The organism is Arthrobacter crystallopoietes BAB-32 (genome assembly GCF_000328305.2).
Taxonomy (GTDB): domain Bacteria; phylum Actinomycetota; class Actinomycetes; order Actinomycetales; family Micrococcaceae; genus Crystallibacter; species Crystallibacter crystallopoietes_A.
Genome location: NZ_ANPE02000286.1, coordinates 1 through 2,942 on the forward strand (window position 1 = coordinate 1; position 2,942 = coordinate 2,942).

General features: G+C 69.3%; 3 protein-coding genes and 1 pseudogene. All 4 read right to left on the bottom strand.

The window, feature by feature from the left end:
• Positions 1-488 (bottom strand): MazG nucleotide pyrophosphohydrolase domain-containing protein (locus tag D477_RS19905; protein WP_005274606.1); only part of this gene is annotated, 488 nt, incomplete at its 3' end.
• Between the two features lie 8 nt (positions 489-496).
• Entirely contained in the window at positions 497-1,648 is a 1,152-nt protein-coding gene (locus D477_RS19910; RefSeq protein ID WP_005274610.1) for an adenosine deaminase, read from the bottom strand.
• Between the two features lie 46 nt (positions 1,649-1,694).
• Positions 1,695-2,405: a DedA family protein gene (locus tag D477_RS19915; RefSeq protein ID WP_005274612.1), complete on the bottom strand. Its 711-nt coding sequence runs from the start codon at positions 2,403-2,405 to the stop codon at positions 1,695-1,697.
• Positions 2,406-2,721: 316 nt separating this feature from the next.
• A pseudogene (locus D477_RS19920) lies at positions 2,722-2,942 on the bottom strand (thymidine phosphorylase); the annotation flags it as partial.

The window sequence follows — 2,942 nt, forward strand, 5'->3', positions numbered from 1 at the left end:
CGGGCGCGGTCCAGCGACTTGGCTGCGAGCGTGAGCGCCGGCAGCGACCGCGGAATCCCGTCGAACGGCGTGGTCCGCTCGGGCTTCTCCGCCGCCTTCACCGCGTCGTAGCTGGCAACGATTTCCTCCACCGTGGCGGGGAAGGAGTCCTGGAGCGAGCCGTCCGCGCGGAACACATGCCGGTTGCGCCGGATGAGCTTGGCGGTGAGCAGCTGCGCCACGTCGTCGAAAGCGAAGTGGCCGCGCTCCTCCTGGATCCGGGCGTGCAGGAGGACCTGGAAGAGCACGTCCGCCAGTTCGCCCTTGAGCTCCTCGGCGTCCGCGCGGCCGGTGTGCCCGGTCTCGATCGCCTCGGCCAGCTCGTAGGCCTCCTCGACGAGGTACTCCACCAGGGACTCGTGGGTCAGCTGCGCGGTCCACAAGCAGTGTTCGCGCAGCTGCGCCACGACCTCCACGAGCCGGGGCACCGCGGTCGGGTCTTCAGGCACGGCCGGCCTCAGCCCTGCGCTGCACGGAACCCTTCGGCGATGTACTCGATCAGCGCCTCGCGCTCCTCCAGCGGCAGGAACGCGGCCTCGGCGGCGTTGAGCGTCAGCTGCAGCAGGTCGTCAATGTCGTAGTCGAAGGTCTCCACCAGCAGCTCGTACTCGTCGGAGAGCGTCACGCCGCTCATCAGGCGGTTGTCCGGGTTCACCGTGACCTTGAAGCCGGTCTGGTAGAGCAGGTCGAACGGATGGCTTTCAATGCCGTCGCCAAAGACAGAGACGGCGCCGGTCTGCAGGTTCGAGGACGGGCTGCATTCGAGCGCGATCCCGCGGTCGCGGACCCAGGAAGCCACCCGGCCGAGTGTCACGAGGCCAACCTCGCCATCCTCCTCCGGATCATCTTCGCCGGAGAAATCCACGGTGATGTCCTCGGCGATCCGCACGCCGTGGCCCAGCCGCAGCGCGCGGCCGCTGACCAGGGCGTCGACGATGCTGTCCACGCCGGCGGCCTCGCCTGCATGCACTGTCACGGGGAACTGGTTCTCGGCGAGGTAGGTGAAAGCGTCCTTGAACCGGTACGGCGGGAAGCCGTCCTCGGCGCCGGCGATGTCGAAGCCCACGGCGCCCTTGTCCCGATGCCGCACGGCCAGCTCGGCAATCTCCTGTCCGCGGTCGGCGTGCCGCATGGCCGTGATCAGCTGGCCCACCTGGATCGGCCGTCCGCTCGCTTCCACCGCGGCCACGCCGGCATCAAGCCCGGCCTGCACGGCCTCGACCGCCTCGTCCAGCGTCAGCCCCTTGGCAAGGTGCTGCTCAGGTGCCCACCGCACCTCGCCGTACACCACGCCGTCGTCCGCCAAATCCTCGACGAACTCCTTGGCGACGCGGAACAGCCCCTCCTTGGTCTGCATCACCGCGACGGTGTGGTCGAAGGTCTCCAGGTAGCGCACCAGCGAACCGGAGTCCGCGGATTCGAGGAACCACTCGCCCAGCGCCACCGGGTCGGTCGACGGCAGCTGGTGTCCCGCCTCGGCCGCGAGCTCGATGATCGTGGCCGGTCGCAGGCCGCCGTCCAGATGGTCGTGCAGCGAGACCTTGGGCAGGCTGCGGATGTCGATATCCACGTCGGGGGCAGGGTCGGCAGAGTAGTTAGGCTCAGTCACAGGCACCACGATACGCGACGGCTCTGACAGGCGCATTCACCCCGAGCTAGGCGGCGGAGGCGTCCTGCCGCCGGCTCTGCGATGCCGCCTGCCGGTCCGCCACGGCGTGTGCTTCCGCTTCGGCTTCCGCGGCGCGTTCGGCCTTGCGGGCACGACGGCGGTAGGCCAGTTTCAGTGCATGGTCCACGACCACACCGAGCAGCAAGGCCAGGACGATGGCCAAGGCTGCCGCCAGGAGGCTGTGGTCGTGGAACCACTGGCCGGCCAGGGCGCCCAGGCCGACCGAATACGCGGACCAGGAGATGCCGGCGATGACGCTGAAGAACACGAACTTGCGCTGGTCGAAGCCGGTGGCGCCGGCGGTCATGTTCACCGCCACGCGGCCCACCGGAATGTAGCGCGCGCTGAGGATCAGCAGGGCGCCGCGGCGGTCCAGCTCGCGGCGCGCCCAGGCGAAGGCGGACATCACGCGCGGGCGCTGCATCCAGCGGAAGCCCCGCGTGCCGACCTTGCGGCCGATCACGAACGCGATGTTGTCCCCGGCGATGGCGCCGGCGGCAGCCAGCACCCCGAGCAGCCACAGGTTGGGCGCGCCCGCCGTCACCGCCACCGCGGTCAGCGCGACCACCACGGACTCGCTCGGGACGGGCGGGAAAAACCCATCGATCGTGCAGAGCGCGAAGAGCACGGGGTACACCCACCATTGGGCCGCGGCGTCGATAACGAAGACATTGAGCGCGTCCATGAAAGCCTGCACGAGATTGTCCTATCCGTTGGTCGGTAATTCCAACGTTTCCACGCTGCAATGAGTGCCGCCATGGGGTGATGCCCTGATTCGTACCCGGGTTCAACGGTACGCGCCCCGGCCGGGCCCGTGCATCCCGCCAGGGTTTGAAGCGGCCCGTGATCCCGCCGGTTCCGCCTCATCCAAGACGACGAGGCGGCCGGCGCGAACGGCTGCTCCCCATCGGCCGTCCTGAACATTATGCTGGTCCGCCCGCCGGCTGGGGAAGGGGTTTACTCCACCGAATGTAGATATGCCGCCCCAGTTTCCGGAACTAGGGCGTCGGGCGTCAGGCGATCCGGTCGATGATCAGCTGCTGCGCCGGCCGGTCCCCTTCGGGGGCAATAACGACGGCGCCGGCGAGGGCTTCGCGCGCGCGGCCGAACCTTTCCGGGGTGTCAGTGAGCAGGGTCATCAGCGGTTCCCCGGCCCGGACCATGGCCCCGGGCTTCGCGTGCAGCCGGACTCCCGCGCCGGCCTGCACCGGGTCCTCCTTGCGGGCGCGGCCGG